A 16,688-nucleotide genomic window follows, 5' to 3' on the forward strand; every position below is an offset into this window, starting at 1 on the left:
GCGACGGTTCGCTGGCCGGGGTAGTGTCTGAAAAGACGTAGCAGGGGCTATAGATAGTTTCTCTATCTCACACAAATAGTGAATGTTTTCCACCATCGCGCTTTTTCAGAGCGTGGGATGTATCTTGCTTATGGGGGTGATTTTCCCCTTTCAAGACGATGGAGATACAGACGGGCGATGCCGACGTTTGCCGCAGTTGATATTGGGTCGAATTCTTGTCGGCTGAAGATTGCTTCGGTCCACATGCACAGACTGAAGACGTTGCATGAAGACCGGGAGGTTACACGGCTCGGAGAGAGCGTCTTTCAGACGGGCGTGATCTCTCCGGAGGCGATGGCGGCGACGATCCGCGCGCTGAAGCGGTTTCATAAAGCGGTGCAGATGCACGCGTCGGACAAGGTCCGCGTGGTGGCGACGAGCGCTCTGCGGGATGCGCGGAATGCAGATGCGTTCACGGAGTGGGTGCGTTCGGCGACGGGATGGCATGTGGAGGTGATCTCGGGGCTGGAGGAGGGCCGGCTGATTCACCTGGGAGTGGTAACCCATGAGGTGGGCGCGCGGGGCCGGTGCCTGATGATCGACCTGGGTGGCGGAAGCTGCGAGGTGACGCTGTCAGATGGAGGGCGGGTCAAGTCGATGGTCAGCATGCCGCTGGGAGCGGTGCGGCTGACGGAGTTTCTGCCGACGGACCCTCCGGCGAAGGAGGATGTGGCGCGGCTGAAGCAGTTGATCGATCGCGAGATCAAGAAGGCGGAGCGGAAGATTGGCGCACCGCGGGTGGGGCTGGTGATTGCGACCTCAGGAACGGCTGCGGCCCTGGCCGAGGCCAGTGGTCATGCGGCGAGGAAGACGGCCGCGAAGAAGACGCTCCAAAAGAAGCGGCTGGAGCACGTGGGAGCTTTGACTGCAACGACGGATGAGGTTCGGCGGATTACCGACCGCTTTGTGAAGATGACGAACGAGCAGCGCGCAGTGATTCCGGGGATCGGGCCGCGGAGGTCGGAGATCATTGTGGGCGGTGCGCTGGTGTACACGAACCTGATGGAGCGGTTGGGGCTGAAGAGCTTTCGATACTCTCCGCTGGGGCTGCGGGACGGTGTGCTGGCGCAGATGCTGGGCGATGTCGATCTGCGGGCCTCAGTGCACCAGAAGATTGAGAGTGAGCGCTGGGCCGGAGTGCTGGAGGTCTGCCGGAGATACGGGATCGACCTGAAGCTGACGGAACCGGTGCGGGAGCACGTGGTGCAGTTGTTCAATGCGCTGGCGAAGGTGCACGAGCTGCCGGAGGAGTACAGGCTGTGGCTGGAGTCGGCGGCGATGATGCAGGACGTCGGCAAATTCATGAACCACCAGGGGAATCACCGACACACGCAGTACATTCTGGCGAACTCGGAGATCTTCGGGTTTTCGCCGGAGCAGCGGGCGATTGTGAGCGCGCTGGCACGGTACCTGGGCAAGACGCGGCCGGACGCGATGGACAGGGTGATGCGGACGATTCCGCTGGAGGAGCACACGCATGTGGTGCGGGGAATCGTGCTGCTTCGGCTGGCGGTGGCGCTGAACCAGGACAGGGCAAGCGCGACGGTGCGGCTGAGGATCCATGTGTATCCCAGACGGGTGCTGCTGGAGTTGGTTCCCGGGCGCGGCGGGGCGGAGTTGGAGGCGTGGTCGCTGAAGAAGGAGGCGGCTTACTTCCGCGAGATCTTCCGGCGTGAGCTCTTCGTCGAGGTGGCGTAGAGGGCTCGGACGGTGCGGGAGTCGAGCAGCCAGGTCAGCGTGGCCGGGCTGCGTGAGTAGGAGAGGCGTGCGATCGTGCCTTTGCGCAGCCGTACCTGCGGGTTGACAGCGGCTGAGGCTGGAACCAGGAGCGAGCTGAGGAAGAGGGTGAGGTTGGGGTTGTGGCCGACGACGAGGACGTTCTCGTAGTCGCGGCAGTCGGAGAGAAGCCTGTGGAAGTCCTGGAGAGAGGCTTCGGGAGCCAGTGATTTGGAGAGCAGGATCTGCGACTCGTAGCCGGTTTCGTTGCTGACGAGTGACGCGGTCTGGAGGCTGCGCTTGAGGGGGCTCGAGACGACAAGGTCAAACTGAATCTTCAGGGCGTTGAGGACATGCGCGAGCTGGAGGCAGTGGCGCTTGCCCTCCTTATCGAGAGGGCGTTTGACGTCCAGCAGTGGATTGACTCGTCGGATTCCGGCGCTGGCGTGCCGAAGGATGAAGAGGTTCATAGGCCTGAATCTTAGCAGCGTTTTGGGGAGGCGGCGAGGCCTCGGCTTTAGTGATCGGGTTTCTTAGGATCGTGGTGGAAGACGCCGGGATCGGGGTGGTCGAGCGAAGGCACGGCGGGTTCCGGGTCGGGGATTGGGTCGGGGCGTGGGGGATGTGGGGCAGGCTCCGGCGGGGTCGGCTCGGGCGAGGAAGCAGCGGTGGAGTAGAAGTCTGCCACGGCGTAGTTACCAGACGTCAGAGTATAGACGCATCAGCGAACCGATGAGAAGGAAGACTAAGCCGTCTGCGATGGTGCAGGGGTTTGCCAGAGTTCGGTTGTCAGAATGCCTCCGAGGCTGTGGTGGCGGGCAATGCAGGTGAGGCCGGAGCGAGTGAGGGGTGTGGCGTGATCGGGAAGGCGGCTGGCGCGCAGTCCAGTGAGGATGCGGAAGGCGAGGTAGAGTCCGCGGACGAAGACCCGCGCGGCGGGTGCGCGCCGGCCGGGTGGGATTCGGAAGTCAGAGAGGAGCCAGAGTGCCCGGGGTGCGAGCGATGGAGCGATGCGGCTGACGAGAGAGTCGAGCTCGGATTGCGAGAGGCAGTCGAGAAAGAAGTGGGTGACGATGAGGTCGTAGGTTTCGGATGGAGTGAAGGCGAGTGCGTCGCATTGGAGGGGGCGGAGGCGCAGGTCTGCGTCGAGGACGGCTGCATCGCATCGCTGGCGGAGGAGCCGGAGCATGGCGGCGCTGGTATCGATCGCGGTGGCGTGAAGGCGTGGGTTCGCGGCGAGGAGATGCGCGAGGAAACGGCCGTCTCCGTCGCCGAGGACGAGAGCATTGGTAGCGTGGGTGACGGCAGGAAGGTAGTGAAGGCGAGTGCGTTCGAGGGCGCGGCCGAGCGTGAGGTGCTCGAGGGCGCGATAAGGGCGGGCGATGCGGTCGAAGTTGGGTTGCCGCGGCTTCATAAGAGAGGGATGAGCAGGAGCGGGGTGAGGAGCGCCAGGTCGGCCGCGGCCCTTAGCGTAACTGTGGAATAGCGCTGGTGGCGATGATGGAGCAGGAGAAGCAAAGCTGTGGAGAGAACTGTTGCTGCCGGGATGGGCCGGGGACAGCGGTGGTCAAAGAGGGCCAACAGGGCGCTCAGGACGGCGACGACCGCTGTGAAGAGCGTGAGGTGGCGGAGCGCGAATCGAGTGGTGGCATGGGGGGGATGGCTGGAGTGAGCGGATTCGTGCTCCCAAGCGTAGATGAAGAGACAGTTGAGGCTGCAGAGCGCGGCGAAGAGAATCGCCGGCGCAAGCAGAGGGAGGCGGAGCTCGGGACGGCGAGAGACGGTGGGGATAAAGGTCGCGGCAGCGAAGCAGATACCGACGGCGAGTTCCTTAGGCAGGCGATGCGCGTTGCGCGTGGCGTGGATGAGGACGAAGTAGCCGAAGACGAGTCCGCCGAGGATGAGGTAGAGGTGAATACTCTCGGACGGAATGCGCGGAAGAAGAACGGCAAGTGTGAGTGATGCGAAAACGATTCCGATGAGGAAGGCGTCGCGGTGCTGATGGTGGAAGCGATGGCGCGGCTCAAGGTCTTCGGTGTCGAGCAGGCGGTCCCCTGCGTAGAGGCACCAGACGGCGGCGGCCATAGCGAGTGGCGAAGTCCAGGGCAGATGGATGTGGTTGGCTGTGGCGAGAAACCAGGTCCATGTCGCGGCCGCAGTTGGGGCGTCGAAGGAGAGGAGGTGCCAGAGTTGAAGGGGCGAGGCAGGAGTGCGCCGGGACGACCGGGTTCGCGAAAGCACAGCCACACCTGATTTTAATGCCTGGCGCTCGTTGCGAGAATGGCTCCTCTGGCTGCAACGCCTGGTGTTTTCAGGCTGTGGCTTTGGCTGCGGAGTGGGGAGTGGCTTCGGCCGGGTTTTTACCCCGGGCTTGTTCGCGTTCCTGCTTTGCGCCTGCCGCCCAGAAGCCGGGGTCGATGTCGGGGAAGATTTTGTCGCGCTCCTCGATCTCGCTGAGGCGCGTCTCCTGCGCATCGGTAAGCTTGCCGTCGGACTCGAAGGCCTGCCAGATGGCCTTGACCTCGTTGAACTGCTCATTGTGGGTGATGAAGCGGACTTCGGCATAGTCACGGGCCGCGCCAGTGGTGATGAGGGACTGCCAGTCGGAAGACTCGAGCAGGAGAAGCTCGCGGCAGAGCTGCTGTGCGATGCGCTTGCCGAGAGCGGAGTTGCGCCAGAGGCCGGCGGTTGCGACCTCGCGGGTGTAGAGCTCTGCAGGGTAGATGTAGGTGTAGGTCCAGCTCGTGTCCGGGTTCATCCAGACGTTGTTGTTGCCCTCGGCTCCCCAGGAGCCCTCGTGCATGGCGATCAAGCCGGCGCGGGGATATTGATCGAGGTACTCGGAACCGCTAATGAACTGCACGTCGGTGTTGTAGTCGTGAAGGATACGCGCGACGGCCTCAAGCCAGAGCGGCCCCTCGAACCACCAGTGGCCGAAGAGCTCGGCGTCGAAGGGAGCGGAGAGGATAGGCGGAATGGCATCGCCGAGGCCGGGCTTGAGCGCTTCGTGGACGAGATGGACGAAGTGCGAAGCGTGGGTCTGTACCTGCTCGGCGGCCTGCTGGGGATAGTAGGGCTGCTTATCGCCCATGTCGACTTTGTGGCCGGTGACGCGCCAGTAGCGGTGTCCTCCGGGCCAGCGCTTCTTGTGGAAGTCGAGATAGAGGGCGTCGCCGGGGTAGCCGAAATCGCCGGACCAGACCTGGAGGCCGGTGCGAGGATCGCGCGGGAAGATCGTTGTTGCGTGCTGCTTATCGTAGGGGCCATCGACGTAGTAGGGCTGATAGAGCGTGCGATGGGAGGCTTGCGTCATCTGCTCGGCTGGAGCGTTGACGGGGACGTCGCCCTTCAACAGCTCGTAGGGCGAGGGGACACGGTGGCCCTCCTCGACGAGATGAGTGTCAACGACGAAGAAGTCGATGCCAGACTCCGAGAGTGCTTGTTCGACGCCGATGCGGTCGAAGCTGGGAGGTGGCTGCGTGCCATCGGCGAAGGAGACCGGGTGGTTCCAGGAGCCGGCGGGGCGGTAGCCGCACTCAGGTGTCCAGATGCCGCGCGGAGGGCGGTCAAAGTAGCGTATGTGAGTGCTAACAGCAGTGCGAATCTGCGCGCGGACGCTCTCGTCGGTTCCCAGTAGAGGCAGGTAGCCGTGGGTCGCGCAGCTGGTGATGATCTCGATGAGTCCGGTGTCGTTGAAGTGGCGGAAGCCGGAGATGATGCTGCCGTTGAGGGCGCGGAAGTCCTCGATCGCCTGGGTGAAGAAACGGTGCCAGAAGCGGGCCGTGTCTGCGAGGTGGGCTTCGCCGGACTGCGTGAAGTAGGCCTCGTCCTCGCGCGCGGCGACGATCTTGCGGGTGAGGTATTTGGGAAACTCCGCGATGAAGATCGGGTGCGAGAACTGCTCGAGCAGGATCGGCGAGAGACTGAGGTTGCAGTTGAAACGGATCTTGTCGCGCTCAAGATTGCGCAGGACGCGGAGAAGCGGGAGATATGTCTCGGCGGCAGCCTCGTGGAGCCACTCCATGCCATGCGGCCAGGTGCCGTGGTTGACGACGTAGGGCAAATGAGCATGCAGGGTGAAGGTGAGATAGCCTGCCGGTCGTCGCTTCTCTGCGGTGGAGGATGCCTGCGCCAAGACGAACCTCGCTCTCGGTTGACGATCTGGTTTGGGTGGGCTCGGTGAAATCGAGTCTACACCACCAGGATGAAGGCACAAATGCTGCGGCAGCCTTTCGAGGTCAGGCTGCCGCAGAGCGAGATGTTTGCACCGCAGGACGAATTACTGCGGTTGGTCCTGAGGAGCGTCCGCCGGGGTCAAGGGACGCCGCTGGCCGGTGGAGTTTCCAGTTGTGCTGAGTGTGCTCGAGGTAGAGGCCCGAACAGCCAGCGTGTTGGTCAGGTGGAAGTTGACAAGGCTCTCGGAGGCGATCTGAACCTGCTCTCCTCGAGTGATGGTATTGGCTCCGGCTCCGACGCCGCCTCCGGCTGCTGCGCCGATGGCCGCGCCTTTGCCGCCACCGAGGATTCCGCCGAGGATAGCGCCTACGGCCGCGCCGCCGCCGACCTTCTCAGCGGTGTTCTTGCCGCGTCCCTTACCCTGAACGCTATAGGGTTCGGTGGAGACGGCGAGAGAATCGCCGTGGCGGTTGATGCTGACGAGCTCGATGGTCAGCAGGGAGTTGCCCTTGTAGTGAGCAGCCTCCTGCGCAGCGGAGACGCGTCCGGAGACTGTGGTGCCCTGACGGATGGCCACGAGACCGTCCGCCATGATGTCGGTGGCGACGGTTCCGGAGAAGGACTGGCCAACCTGCGCCGTCGCACTGTCAAGCGTCTGCGTGATGCGGACGGGAATGACTGTTCCTGCAGGGATTGTGACGTTCTTGAAGGCCGGCGGCGGAGGAGGTGCCGGAGCAGCGGGCGCTGGCGGCGGTGGCGCTGCCGCGACAACAGGCGTGTGCTCAATCGGAGCTGGGGCGGGGGAGCGCTCTGGCCTGCTCGCTACTGGTTTCGGGGCCTTCGGCTGCTTCGCGGGAGTTGCCGGTTCCGGTGCGGGAGCGACAGCCGCTACGGGAGCGGGAGTGGGCGCCTGGACCGTGAGGTCGTTGACCACGGTCTTTACGCCTGGGACCTGGGAGGCGTCAGCCGCGGCGAGCGAGCGGGCAGCCTCGCTGCTGACGGTGCCGTTGAGGGTGGCGACGCCGTTCTGAACGGAGGACTGGATCGATTCGCTGCTGAGCGCGCTGTCGCCAGAGATGCGGCTCTGAAGGCCAGAGCTCATGGTCGCGTCAGTGGGGGGAGTGGGGGAGGTTGAGCTCTTGCAGCCGGACACAGAGAGCGCGAGCGCAAGGGCTGTGATGGCTACGAAGGAACGTGATGTCAGGCCTAAACGATGGTTATCCATGGTGATCTCTTTCTCCGGCGAACACTGTCTCTGCGAACACTGTACCTCAAACCGCTTGCTTCGAATGCAAGGCTTTGGGGTGGACGTCTAATAGGACGCAAGAAGGGGCCTGATGGGTGCAAATGCGCGCAACCTAAAGGACTTCAGGGGCATCCACTTTAGACAGCCTCTGTGGCGATGAGGATGTGGGCGGAAGAGTATGCTCGATCAAGGCGTCGTGGTACTCTTTCATACCTCTCATCGTCAATCGAATTGAAGGCGTTTGAGTTATAAGCGCGGAGAGTGAAGGCGTTCTGCATTCGCCCCCGCGCGCATCTGAACGAAGTACCAGGAAAGAGGAGAGTGAGCATGTCGGACAGAGACAGTGGATCTAGCGGATTGGGATGGTTTCTTGCAGGGCTGGGACTCGGGGCGCTGGCGGGCGTGCTTTACGCACCTAAGGCCGGCAAAGAGACGCGCGAGGACCTGAAGGCCAGCGCGCTCGACGCCAAGGAGAGGGCCGCTGTGCTGGCCCAGCAGGGCAAAGACCGGGCTGCGGAGTACGCCGAGCAGGGCAGGCAGCAGCTCAACGATTATGTGGACCGCGGCAAAGACTATTATGAGCGCGGTCGCACGCAGTGGTCGCAGTATGTCGAGCGCGGCAAGGGACTGGTGCAGGAGCAGCAGGGCAAGGTTTCGGCCGCGATTGACGCAGGCAAGGAAGCCTATGTGAGCGCCACGCGCGAGACTCAATCGTAGGCGTTTGGCTTGAGGCGAGAGCCCGGCGGCGTGAGGCTCCGGGCTCTGTTCTGTTTGTGAAGCTTTTGTCAGGAGAGAGGCTGCATGGATGCGACTCTGATCGTTTTGTCGGGAATGTGGCTTCAGGACGCCGGTTCGATCTCGTCGGGCAACTCGCGGCTGCTGATGATCTTTGTCGGCCTTGTCGCGCTGGCGATGCTGACGCAGGCGATTGTGCTCGTCGTGGCGGCGATTGGAGCTGCGAGGATGGGCAAGCGGCTGCTGGAGGTCGTCGAAGAGGCTCGCACGAAGGTGCTGCCGATGATCGATACGGCGCACCATGTTGTCCATGATCTTCACCCGAAGGTGAGGGTCATCACAGACAATCTGGTTGAGACGAGCCATGTCGTGCGCGCCAAGGCACAGGAGTTCGACTCGACGATCACAGACGTGAACTCGAAGACACGAGCGCAGGTGGCCAGAGTGGACGATATGGTGACGTCCGTGCTGGATACGACTGCGAATGTTGCGTCTGCGGTGCAGAAGGGCGTGCAGGTTCCGGTGCGCGAGTTCAACGGCCTGATGGCCGGGTTGAAGGCTGGCATCGACTCGTGGGTTGGCAGCGGAAAGCGCTCACACGAGCGCAACGGACGCGAGCCCGCTGACTACAAGGACGAGAGCATCGGTTATTGAGCCGATCGTTTCGTCTGAAGCGAAGAAAAATTATGCTGCGGTGATCCAGCCGCCTCCGACGACCTCGTCTTCCTGATAGAAGACGGCGGCCTGGCCGGGGGTGATGGCTCGCTGCGGCTCGTCGAAGATGGCGCGGACGCGGCCGTTGCCTGCGCCAGTGAGCGTAGCGGGGGCGGGCGTGTGGCGGTGACGGATCTTTGCGGTGATGCGGAGCGATTCGCGCTGCGCGAGATCGGGGATGGAGATCCAGTTGAGGCGGTCGGCGATGAGCTCGTTGGAGAGGAGATCGTCGTCGGTGCCTACGGTGACCTGGTGGGAGTCCGGGTGGATGGCGAGGACGTAGAGCGGGTTGTGGCTGGTGAGGCCGAGCCCCTTGCGCTGGCCAACGGTGAAGCTGTGGATACCCTGATGGTGGCCGATGACTTCGCCGGTGGTGGTGACGAGTTCTCCGGAGAGGTCGGGCATGGGCTCGTTCTGCTCCTCGAGGTAGGCCTTGAGGAAGAGGTTGTAGTCGCCGCCGGGGATGAAGCAGATCTCCTGCGAGTCGGGCTTGTTGGCGACGTAGAGACCGGAGTCGGAGGCGATCTGGCGGACCTGCGGCTTCTCCATCTCGCCGAGAGGGAAGAGAGTTCGTGAGAGCTGGTCTTGAGTCAGACCAAACAGGAAATACGTTTGGTCCTTAGTGTGGTCGGCGGGGCGCGAGAGAATCCAGCGGTTGCGAGCGGCGTCGAAGCGGTTGCGCGCGTAGTGGCCGGTGGCGATGCGGTCAGCGCCGATCTGGCGGGCGGTGAGCAGCAGCTGATCGAACTTGAGGTGGTTGTTGCAGAGGGTGCAGGGGATGGGCGTGCGTCCCGCGAGGTACTCGCTGACGAAGGGCTTCACCACATCTGCCTCGAAACGCTCCTGCTGGTTGACGACGTAGTAGGGGATTCCGAGCTGCTCGGCTACGGCGCGGGCGTCGTAGACGTCGTCGAGGGAGCAGCAGCGGCCCTGAACGGACTCGGGCATTCCCTCATGTCCGGCGAGGCGGCGCTGGTTCCAGAGCTGGAGGGTCAGGCCGACGAGGTTATGGCCCTGAGCACGCAGGATGGCCGCAACGGTGGAGGAGTCGACTCCTCCAGACATGGCTACGGCGATCGTGTTGTTGAGCTCTGTCGGCATGGGTTGAGCGAGTCCGCTTGCAAGTTCTATTTTCTCATTCAATTCGTTCGTTAGAAGATGGCTGAGCTGAAGAGGTACCCCTCCCCCCGTTTTTGTGCAAAGTATTCAAAACGCAAATGTTAAGTCCGGACCTTCAGCGCAGTTTCGATGCCAAACCTTTGACGCCAGATAAATTCAGACAGAGCGAAATGCAAAGTATTCAAAATAAAAAGGTTGTTGCAAAAATATTCGAGCCCCGGACTGGCCGGGGCTCCGGTTGCTTTCAACTAGTTCCATTATAACAAATTGGACAGGATGTTCTGCCAATTCGATCAGGTTTATTTTGAATGACTTAGGTGGTTTTGGGTCTTGACAAGATTCTTGGTGAAAGAGCGCAGGAGGGCAGACAGCGAAGAAGGACTGTGGGGGCGGATCTGCAAGATCACTGATATCTAAGCCAGTGGAAGCGGCTGTCGATTTGGCGGACAATCAATTCTCAAAGGAGAAAGTCCTATGAGAATTCTTGTGACTATCTCGGTTGCGGCCGTGTTGCCGTTGTTTGCTGCTACACAGAATCCCCCGACTGCTACCCCATCTCCAACTTCGTCTCCGGCGAAGAGCGTCGGGATGTATGTCTATCCGAAGTCGAAGCAAAGTGCAGAGCAGCAACAGAAAGACGAGACCGATTGCTATGCCTCGGCGAAGCAGAATTCCGGAGTGGATCCTCAGGCTCCGGCTGCTCCAGCGTCGACCCAGGCCGCACAAGAGAGCAAAGGAGCCCCGAAGGGAGGAGCCGTAAAAGGGTCTGCGAAGGGCGCGGCAGGGGGAGCTGCTATTGGCGCAATTGCCGGCGATGCCGGGACAGGTGCTGCGGTTGGCGCAACTGCGGGAGCGGTGGCGGGACGGCGCGCCCAGAAGAAAGCCAACAAGGCAGCGGAGCAGCAAGCACAGCAAGCCCAGCAACAAGCGCAGGCTCAGGCTACCGCTCAGCACCAGGCTTCATTGGACACCTTCAAGCGCGCGTTTTCGGCATGCATGGATGCCCGCGGCTATTCGGTCCAGTGAGATAACGCGATGCGAGCGCTCTACGGGAATTGCCGGGCGAGAATCCTGAGGGTTCAGTCGCGGACGCGGATAACAATTTTGCCGAAGGCTCCTTTTTCCAGGCGGTCGTAGGCCGCACGTGCGTCATTGAAAGCGTAGACGCTGTCGATGAAAGGGCGGAGTTTGAGCTCGTCGAATTTGCGGAGCATGTCTTCCAGGGCGCGGCGGGGACCGACGGAGATTCCGCGAAGGACGGCCTGCTTTTTGATGAGGGAGAAGAGGGCGATGGTTGAGTCGAAGCCGTCCAGGATTCCGATGATGGAGATCTGGCCGCCGGGTTTGAGGGCCTCGATGGACTGCGCAAGGTTTTTGCCGCCGACGACTTCGAGGATGTGGTCGACACCTTGTTTGCCGGTGAGGGCGAGGGCTTCGTTCTCCCAGTTCGGAGTGCGGGAGTAGTTGATGGTGTGGGTTGCTCCGAGGGCTTTGACCCGGGCGAGTTTTTCGTCGCTGGATGAGGTGACAATGACTGTTGCGCCGAGGGCGGCGGCGATTTGGAGGCCGAAGAGCGAGACGCCGCCGGTTCCCTGGATGAGGACGGTTTGTCCTGCGTGGAGCTGGCCCTTTTCGACGAGAGCGTACCAGGCGGTGAGGGCGGCGCAGGGGAGGGCTGCGGCCTCTTCATCGGTGAGGTAGGCGGGAGCTGCGGCGAGTGCGTCTTCGGTGAGGGCGAGGAATTCAGCAAGCGCGCCGGGTAGGGTGTTGCCGAGGGAGTAGAGAGTCTCCTTACTCGTGGGTTGGCCGTCGATCCAGCGGGTGCAGTAGTTGGTGACGACGCGGTCGCCAGGGCGGAAGCGGGTGACTCCTGTGCCGAGGGCGACGACTTCACCGACGGCATCGGCGACCTGGGTGATGGGGAGTTCAAGATGCGGGTTGTACTTGCCGTCGCAGAGGAGCTTGTCGCGGTAGTTGAGCGAGACAGCGGAGACGCGGACGAGGACTTCGTCGGGACCGGGCTCGGGCTTGGGAATGTCGTTGAGGACGAGGTGATCGAGACCGAAGCCAGTGAGTTGCCATGCCTTCATGGAAGCACCTTCTGCAATTCAGAATAGTTCGAATAAAATCGAACTATGCCGAAGGGCAAGACTCTTTGTCAAGCTGAGGGAAGGGACTATGCCGATATTTCTGCCGAAGGAGCCTGAAAGGAAGGAGTTGCTGCTGACGGCGATTCTGTATGCGCTGAGCGATGAAGTACGGCTGGGAATTGTGCGTCAACTAGCGGAGCGCGGGGAGCAGGCTTGCGGCGTGTTCGAGGTGGATCGGCCGAAGTCGTCGTTGTCGCATCATTTTCGCGTGCTGCGTGAGTCGGGTGTGGTGTCGACGCGGAAGGATGGAAAGACGCTGCTGAATACGTTGCGGCGGGAGGATTTGGATGCTCGGTTTCCTGGGCTGCTGGGGGCGGTGCTGGAGGATGGGAACAATGCGAAGAAGAGGCGTGCTCCGGTGAGTTGAGAACCGGCGAGGAGATTGGCGCTTTTTATTGGCCTGTGGTTATTGATCCGTTATTGATCCTTGTTTGTCTGCACTGCGCCCTCTTTGAGCGCCCACTCGACGAATCCATCCGGCGCATTTTTTACTTCGGCGATGTTTGCACCTTTGATGTTCCTCAGTCCCTTCCATCGAATGTTTCGCAGGTCGGCATCAGTCAGATCCGCATTGCTGAGATCCGCACCGTCGAGATTGGCGCCGGAGAGATTGGCTCCCGATAAATCAGCACCTTTCATGTCAGCGTCCTCGAAGGACGCATTTTCGAGATTGCTTCCGCGGAAGTTCGCGGAATGCAGATCGGCGCTGGTGAAGTCTGCGGATTCGAGATCGCTGCCACGCAGATCGGCTGCGCTGAAGTCGGCTCGCAGAAGATTCGCGTGCTCAAGTTTCAGACCTTGCAGGAATGCAGACGACACGTCGACTCCTACGAGGGGGACTTTGTCTGCGTTCAGTTCCTGCAGTGCCTCGATGCGGCCGCCGCTGCCGCCTTTGCCTTGCGCCGTGTTGATGACCTGCCAGGCCTGATAGTGTCGCTGCTTGATGCGGTTGCCGGACTCGCTGAAGTAGAAGATGACCGCCACCAGCATCGAGAAGCTTCCAAGGTATTCGAGAACTTCCAGAAAACTCCATTTGCTCAAAAGAAAGGCAACCCACTCCCACATCCATTCAAATGCAATGAACGGAACAATCCAACGGGGTCTTCCACGACTCATAAGGTTGTTCCAGCTTGCTGGCCGCTTCCTCGGTTGATGCAGAATCATTGGATTTTCCTTTCGATGGGTGGAACTAACGGTACTCCTGTCGAAATTTGAAGCCGCGATTTCTGGGCTGCTGGGTGAGCAACTGGAGTGATGGATATGACTGCGACTAGGAGGCGCGGCCAACAGATTTATTTATGGTTGAGATTTTGCCAAGAATTCTTTCGTTCGCAACAGGATTTCCTTGGCGAGCAAGCTCTCACGTAGCTTCTAAACCTATTTAACCATGTGGTTGACAGTTTTATTCCCTGAGAGTTATATTCAACCAAATGGTTAAGTCGAATGCATTACGGTTAGACGCTATCTTTCATGCATTGTCGGACTCGACGCGGCGAGCGATCCTGCGTGACGTTGCGGCGAAGGAGAAGACGGTGGGTGAGGTGGCGAGGCCTTATGCGATGTCGCTTGCAGCTGTCTCGAAGCACCTGAAGGTGCTGGAGGAGGCGGAGTTGATTGCGCGGCGGCGGAGGGGAAGTTTTCAGATCGTTCGGTTGAATGCGAAGAGCCTGAGGCCAGCGGAGGAGTGGCTGGCCTTCTACGAAAAGTTCTGGAACGAGCGGATCGACGCTCTCCAGAGTTACCTGGAAGAAGGAGAAGGCGATGGCGACAAGCGTGGTTGAGATGCAGGCAAAGAGTGAGTCGAAGGAGAACCTGAAGCTTGAGGTAAAGCGAGTGATCAAGGCGAGCCGGCAGCGGGTGTTCGATGCATGGACCCGGCCTGAGACGATTCGGTTGTGGTTTGCGCCAGGGACGAGTCGAGTTACTGACGCGAGTCTGGACGCGCGCGAGGGAGGAGCGTGGCGGCTGGCGATGACTGGCGGATGCGGCGAGGAGGGGCTGCCGGATACGAACAGAGTGCATGCGGTGACGGGGCGGTACACGCGGGTTGAGCCGTATGATGTTCTGGCGTTTACGTGGAAGAGTCCTGCGAATCCGGATGAAGAGTCGCTTGTGACGATTGAGCTGAAGGATGTTGAGGACGGGACGGAACTGACGTTGACGCATGAGCGCTTCCTGACGGTGGAGTCGCGCGACCGGCATCTTGCGGGCTGGAGCATCGTTGTGCCTAAGCTGCAGGAGTTTTTTGAGAAGGTCTGATGGCGATGAAGAAGGCAGGCTCGCGATCGGTTCAGAGGAGGCAGAAGGCTGCTTCTTCGGAGGCCGCTCGCGAGCTTGCTGTTTTGCTGCGGCAGGAGTTACCGGGGATTGGGGTGCAGGAGAAGTTTGGGAATCTTTCGTTCTCGGTGGGTGGGAAGGTGTTTGGGTTCACGCGTGGGGAGGATGCGGTTGCTTTGAAGCTGCCTGCCGAGCTGGTGAAGGAGTTGGCGGAGGAGCGTGGGTTTGAGGCGCTGGTAATGGGGAAGCGAGTGATGAAGGAGTGGGTTGTGGTGGAGTGTGGGGCTCGTGGGTGGCGGGGTGAGTTGGGGTTGTTTCGTGAGGCGAAGTGGTTTGTCTCAGGCGAGCGGTGAGAAGATGGCTTTCCGGATGTCCGCTAGAGGGGCTTTTGCGTCGAAGGTAACGGTATTGCTGCCTGTTGGTGTGACGCCGAGTTGGGTCCATAGCGAGTTGAAGTCGATGGGGACGGGGTTGCTGCTCATACGGCTGTAGAGCTGCGTGAGGCTGTGGGTCGCGGTGGCGTTATCGGCTACTTGCAGGGTGCGCTCAATCGGCCAGTCGTGGGAGATGTTGCCACCTGCCGCTGCGATGGCGCGGAGAGCGTCCTGGAGGCCTTTGCGGTTGCTGGTCTGCTTGCGGAGTTCGACGTCGGCGAGGAGGCAGAAGCCTGCGCCTCCCCAGTAGGTGCGCGCCCAGGTGTGGGTGCGGTCGAGGCCCTGGTCGCCGTTGGCGGGATTGCCCTGCGGCATGTTGCGGATCATGTCGGCCCAGACGGCTTCCTGATCAAGTTGGCCAGCCTGTACGCGGGCGATGGGCTCGACGTAAACGGCGGTGCCTTCTTCGAGCCAGTGGTTCTGGTCCGGGAGCGAGGGTAGGCCGGTGTGAAGGAGCTCGTGTGTCATTATCCAGTCGTCGTCGAGCTGCTTCTGGGTTGTCTGGTCGCCGACGCGGATGCGGGTGAAGGCGGGTGAGCCGCCTACGTTGCCCCAAGTGGTTCCGTCGTGAATGCCACTTCCGGAAGACGGCAGGACGAGGACGCACGCGGAGGAGATTGGGAAGCGCGAGTAGTAGTGCGCGACAGCTTCTGCAGCACGACGAACCCAGAGAATGATGGCATCGTGAGCAAGGTCACCGCGTCCGATCCCGATCCGGATCGTCGCGCCGCCGACGGTGAGGGTTTGGGAGAAGGCTACGTCCCGGCGCCACGGTGCCGGAAAGGCGGCCTCAAAAGAAGCGGATGTAGCAAGGGAGAGGCCTGCGTAGAGCAGGCGGCGGCGAGTAAGCAACAGGTCCTCCCAGCAATGCCATTCACTGCTGGAGATTCGATGCTGCGGAGTGAGAGGAGGTCACAAATCGTGCGGCTGTTGCTAATGCGAATGACTATTTGGGTTCGGTCTCGCGCATGAATTCTATGAGGTAGTCCTTCCAGACTGCGGCGACGGTATGGGTTCCGTGGCCTCGGGTGGCGTCGGAGATGGGGATGAGGATGAATTTTGTGTGCGGCATCCTGGGAAGGACGCGCTTGGCGATGTCGAGTTCGGGCGGGTTGATGAAGTCGTCGGCGGAGTTAATCCAGAGGGCGGGTGCGACTAGCTGCGAGAGTTTGGGCTCGGGGTTGTAGTTGCGCGAGGCGTTGACGTAGTAGATGAGGTTGTTGGCGTCGGTGACTTTGAGGGTGCGGGCCATGTAGTCGTCGACGTACTTTTCGGCCTGGGCGCGGGTGGGGTAGTTCTTCTGCATCTGGAGCGGGGCTGAGCCCATGACGAGGAGCATGGCTTCAGCTCCACGGAGGCCTTCGGTGGGTTCGGTTGTGTAGTCGCCGTTCTTCCACGCGGGGTCGTTCTTGATGCTCTCGATGGCGATGTAGCGGGTCATGCGGTTGCGGCCGGCGAGTTCGGTTGGGTAGCAGGCGAAGGGCGCGAGGGCGTCCATGAAGTGTGGGTAGGCTTCGCCCCAGACCCAGGACTGCATGCAGCCCATGGAGGTTCCGAGGATGAGGCGGAGGTGGTCGACGCGCATGCCTTCGGTGAGCATGATGTATTGCGAGCGGACCATGTCGTCGTAGTCGTACTGGGGGAACTTCATGTGGAGGCCGTCGGAGGGCTTGGAGGAGTCGCCCTGGCCGATGTCGTCGGGGAGGATGAGGAAGTATTTGGTGATGTCGAAGGGCTGGCCAGGGCCGAAGAGGACGTCGGAGAAGACGGGGTTGAGGAGGGTGTAGCGATTGCCTCCGGTGCCGTGGAGCAGGAGGATGGCGTTGTCGACGTGGCCGGCGGAGTTGTGGTGTGGGCTGCCGAGCGTGAGGTAGTGGAGGGTGAGTTCGGGCAGGGTTTCGCCGGTGCCGAAGCGGAAGTTCTTAATGACGTAGACGTTGTCTTTGATGGGCCACTTTGTGGCCGGTGCGGGAGTGATCTGCGCGAGTGCGGTGAGGGAGATGGAGAGGACGACGGCGAGCTTCGTGAATTGTCTGCGTTGCATCGTTCGGTTCATGCCGGTGGTACCCCTCCCCCGTACTT

Annotated in this window: 19 protein-coding genes; 8 read left to right on the forward strand and 11 right to left on the reverse strand. The window is 61.3% G+C overall.

What is annotated here, in order from left to right; genetic code table 11:
- The first annotated feature begins 177 nt into the window (after nucleotides 1-177).
- On the forward strand, nucleotides 178-1,737 hold the full coding sequence (locus OHL16_RS16435) for a Ppx/GppA phosphatase family protein (protein WP_263368268.1): 1,560 nt from the start codon (nucleotides 178-180) through the stop codon (nucleotides 1,735-1,737).
- On the opposite strand, the gene OHL16_RS16440 is transcribed toward OHL16_RS16435, so the two are convergent.
- From OHL16_RS16440 to OHL16_RS16465, 6 genes are all read right to left on the reverse strand, one after another.
- A complete protein-coding gene (locus OHL16_RS16440; protein WP_263368269.1) occupies nucleotides 1,689-2,225 on the reverse strand; it encodes a SixA phosphatase family protein in 537 nt (178 codons plus the stop codon). The two genes, OHL16_RS16435 and OHL16_RS16440, sit on opposite strands and share 49 nt — an antisense overlap.
- A 47-nt stretch (nucleotides 2,226-2,272) precedes the next feature.
- A complete protein-coding gene (locus tag OHL16_RS16445) occupies nucleotides 2,273-2,443 on the reverse strand; it encodes a hypothetical protein (protein WP_263368270.1) in 171 nt (56 codons plus the stop codon).
- A 57-nt stretch (nucleotides 2,444-2,500) separates the two neighbouring features.
- Nucleotides 2,501-3,169, reverse strand: coding sequence for a class I SAM-dependent methyltransferase (locus OHL16_RS16450; RefSeq protein WP_263368271.1), 669 nt, complete (start codon nucleotides 3,167-3,169; stop codon nucleotides 2,501-2,503).
- On the reverse strand, nucleotides 3,166-3,996 hold the full coding sequence (locus OHL16_RS16455) for a hypothetical protein (RefSeq protein ID WP_263368272.1): 831 nt from the start codon (nucleotides 3,994-3,996) through the stop codon (nucleotides 3,166-3,168). The genes OHL16_RS16450 and OHL16_RS16455 overlap by 4 nt, the downstream gene beginning before the upstream one ends.
- A 70-nt stretch (nucleotides 3,997-4,066) precedes the next feature.
- Nucleotides 4,067-5,890, reverse strand: a complete 1,824-nt coding sequence (locus tag OHL16_RS16460; RefSeq protein ID WP_263368273.1) for a 1,4-alpha-glucan branching protein domain-containing protein — start codon at nucleotides 5,888-5,890, stop codon at nucleotides 4,067-4,069.
- A 144-nt stretch (nucleotides 5,891-6,034) separates the two neighbouring features.
- Entirely contained in the window at nucleotides 6,035-7,156 is a 1,122-nt protein-coding gene (locus tag OHL16_RS16465; protein WP_263368274.1) for a BON domain-containing protein, read from the reverse strand.
- A 348-nt stretch (nucleotides 7,157-7,504) separates the two neighbouring features.
- On the opposite strand from OHL16_RS16465, the gene OHL16_RS16470 reads away from it, so the two are divergent.
- Complete coding sequence (locus OHL16_RS16470; RefSeq protein ID WP_263368275.1) at nucleotides 7,505-7,894, forward strand: YtxH domain-containing protein; 390 nt, start codon at nucleotides 7,505-7,507, stop codon at nucleotides 7,892-7,894.
- Nucleotides 7,895-7,978: 84 nt separating this feature from the next.
- Nucleotides 7,979-8,566 (forward strand): hypothetical protein, encoded by a 588-nt coding sequence (locus OHL16_RS16475; RefSeq protein WP_263368276.1) that lies wholly within the window; start codon nucleotides 7,979-7,981, stop codon nucleotides 8,564-8,566.
- Nucleotides 8,567-8,596: 30 nt separating this feature from the next.
- Here OHL16_RS16475 and mnmA read toward each other — a convergent pair whose 3' ends face one another.
- The gene (mnmA, locus tag OHL16_RS16480; protein ID WP_263368277.1) at nucleotides 8,597-9,727 is read right to left on the reverse strand and encodes a tRNA 2-thiouridine(34) synthase MnmA; all 1,131 of its coding nucleotides are present in this window, start codon (nucleotides 9,725-9,727) and stop codon (nucleotides 8,597-8,599) included.
- A gap of 492 nt (nucleotides 9,728-10,219) precedes the next feature.
- Between mnmA and OHL16_RS16485 the strand changes: the two genes are divergently transcribed.
- Nucleotides 10,220-10,771: a glycine zipper family protein gene (locus OHL16_RS16485; protein ID WP_263368278.1), complete on the forward strand. Its 552-nt coding sequence runs from the start codon at nucleotides 10,220-10,222 to the stop codon at nucleotides 10,769-10,771.
- 53 nt (nucleotides 10,772-10,824) lie between these two features.
- On the opposite strand, the gene OHL16_RS16490 is transcribed toward OHL16_RS16485, so the two are convergent.
- Complete coding sequence (locus OHL16_RS16490; RefSeq protein WP_263368279.1) at nucleotides 10,825-11,835, reverse strand: zinc-dependent alcohol dehydrogenase family protein; 1,011 nt, start codon at nucleotides 11,833-11,835, stop codon at nucleotides 10,825-10,827.
- An 88-nt stretch (nucleotides 11,836-11,923) separates the two neighbouring features.
- Here OHL16_RS16490 and OHL16_RS16495 point away from each other — a divergent pair, with 88 nt between their 5' ends.
- Nucleotides 11,924-12,262 (forward strand): ArsR/SmtB family transcription factor, encoded by a 339-nt coding sequence (locus OHL16_RS16495; protein ID WP_263368280.1) that lies wholly within the window; start codon nucleotides 11,924-11,926, stop codon nucleotides 12,260-12,262.
- Between the two features lie 50 nt (nucleotides 12,263-12,312).
- On the opposite strand, the gene OHL16_RS16500 is transcribed toward OHL16_RS16495, so the two are convergent.
- Nucleotides 12,313-13,011: a pentapeptide repeat-containing protein gene (locus OHL16_RS16500; RefSeq protein ID WP_263368281.1), complete on the reverse strand. Its 699-nt coding sequence runs from the start codon at nucleotides 13,009-13,011 to the stop codon at nucleotides 12,313-12,315.
- Between the two features lie 314 nt (nucleotides 13,012-13,325).
- On the opposite strand from OHL16_RS16500, the gene OHL16_RS16505 reads away from it, so the two are divergent.
- From OHL16_RS16505 to OHL16_RS16515, 3 genes are read left to right on the forward strand one after another with little or no spacing between them, the layout of a single operon-like run.
- Entirely contained in the window at nucleotides 13,326-13,676 is a 351-nt protein-coding gene (locus OHL16_RS16505) for an ArsR/SmtB family transcription factor (protein ID WP_263368282.1), read from the forward strand.
- Nucleotides 13,657-14,154, forward strand: a complete 498-nt coding sequence (locus OHL16_RS16510; RefSeq protein WP_263368283.1) for an SRPBCC family protein — start codon at nucleotides 13,657-13,659, stop codon at nucleotides 14,152-14,154. Before OHL16_RS16505 ends, OHL16_RS16510 begins: the two co-directional genes overlap by 20 nt.
- A complete protein-coding gene (locus OHL16_RS16515) occupies nucleotides 14,154-14,525 on the forward strand; it encodes an MmcQ/YjbR family DNA-binding protein (RefSeq protein ID WP_263368284.1) in 372 nt (123 codons plus the stop codon). Before OHL16_RS16510 ends, OHL16_RS16515 begins: the two co-directional genes overlap by 1 nt.
- Here OHL16_RS16515 and OHL16_RS16520 read toward each other — a convergent pair.
- Complete coding sequence (locus tag OHL16_RS16520; protein WP_263368285.1) at nucleotides 14,511-15,458, reverse strand: hypothetical protein; 948 nt, start codon at nucleotides 15,456-15,458, stop codon at nucleotides 14,511-14,513. The two genes, OHL16_RS16515 and OHL16_RS16520, sit on opposite strands and share 15 nt — an antisense overlap.
- 94 nt (nucleotides 15,459-15,552) lie before the next feature.
- Nucleotides 15,553-16,650: an alpha/beta fold hydrolase gene (locus tag OHL16_RS16525; protein ID WP_263368286.1), complete on the reverse strand. Its 1,098-nt coding sequence runs from the start codon at nucleotides 16,648-16,650 to the stop codon at nucleotides 15,553-15,555.
- Nucleotides 16,651-16,688: the final 38 nt, after the last annotated feature.

It is taken from the genome of Edaphobacter bradus (assembly GCF_025685645.1).
Taxonomy (GTDB): Bacteria; Acidobacteriota; Terriglobia; order Terriglobales; family Acidobacteriaceae; genus Edaphobacter; species Edaphobacter bradus.